The sequence below is a fragment of the Flavobacterium sandaracinum genome (genome assembly GCF_004349135.1).
Lineage (GTDB): Bacteria > Bacteroidota > Bacteroidia > Flavobacteriales > Flavobacteriaceae > Flavobacterium > Flavobacterium sandaracinum.
The window spans coordinates 1-1195 of record NZ_SMFN01000062.1; the positions used below are offsets into that span (position 1 = coordinate 1).

Here is a 1195-nt window from a genome sequence, read left to right on the forward strand (position 1 = left end):
ATCAGTACAAAGATTACTTAAGTGATTTTAAAGCATGGAAACAAAAGTCGCATGCTAAACAATGGCTTGTTTTTCCTGAAAACATTGGGAAACGTTTATCAATAGATGAGACATCCCTCTCCAATGGCGAACTCTATACTATTGTGACCAACAAAGCAGGAAAAGGCAGAAAGGGGACTATAGTAGCCATGGTAGCTGGAACCAAAGCAGAAACAGTAATTGCTATATTAGAAAAAATACCGCTAAAGCTAAGAAATTCGGTTACCGAAATAACACTCGATATGGCAGCTAATATGGGGCTTATTGCCAAGAAATGCTTTTCTAATGCAGTAAGAGTTACGGATCGATTCCATGTTCAAAAACTAGCGCTCGAAGCTTTACAAGAAATTAGAATCAAATATAGGTGGCAAGCAATTGATATGGAGAATGAAGCTATTGAAAAAGCTAAAACCACAAAAACTAAATACGAGCCTATAACACTATCTAACGGCGACACCATTAAGCAATTATTAGCCAGAAGTCGATATGTTTTGTATAAAAACAAATCTAAATGGACTCAAAACCAAACCCAAAGARCCAAATTGTTATTCGAATTATATCCTAATATTGAAAAAGCATATCAGCTATCGCAAGACTTACGGAATGTTTTTGAGAATACCACCGATAAAATTTATGGTCTAAGCAAATTAGCTAGATGGCATGAAAAAGTAGCTCAGGCTGAGTTTAAATCATTTAATACAATATCTAGATCAATACAGAATCATTACCAAACGATAGTAAACTATTTTGACAACAGAAGTACCAATGCTTCTGCAGAAATGTAATTCATGAACTCCAAAAACCAAGAAATAAACAGTGAATAATCCTTTAATGCAAAAATAAAAGCGTTTAGATCTCAATTTAGAGGCGTGAGGAACATAGAGTTTTTCCTTTTCAGACTAACAAATATTTACGCTTAATTTTTGCTACTCCACAGGTTTTCGTTATGATCCGTTATGATCCCTTTTCTACTACTGAGAAGTATTTATAACAAAAAACCCTTCATCTCTAGATGAAGGGTTTTTAAAGAAAGGCGACGACATACTCTCCCACATAACTGCAGTACCATCTGCGCAGGCGGGCTTAACTACTCTGTTCGGGATGGGAAGAGGTGAGCCCCGCCGCAATAACCACCTTAAGAGGTTATAATTGCTTT

The 1195-nt window shown here is 36.0% G+C and carries 1 protein-coding gene and 1 rRNA gene; one reads left to right on the forward strand and one right to left on the reverse strand.

Features of this window, described 5'->3' with window-relative positions; translation table 11 throughout:
* A partial coding sequence (locus tag E0F91_RS17605) for an ISAon1 family transposase (protein WP_243698936.1) occupies window positions 1-824 on the forward strand: 824 nt, incomplete at its 5' end.
* Window positions 825-1067: 243 nt separating this feature from the next.
* Here E0F91_RS17605 and rrf read toward each other — a convergent pair.
* Window positions 1068-1177 (reverse strand): 5S ribosomal RNA (rrf, locus tag E0F91_RS17610).
* Window positions 1178-1195: the final 18 nt, after the last annotated feature.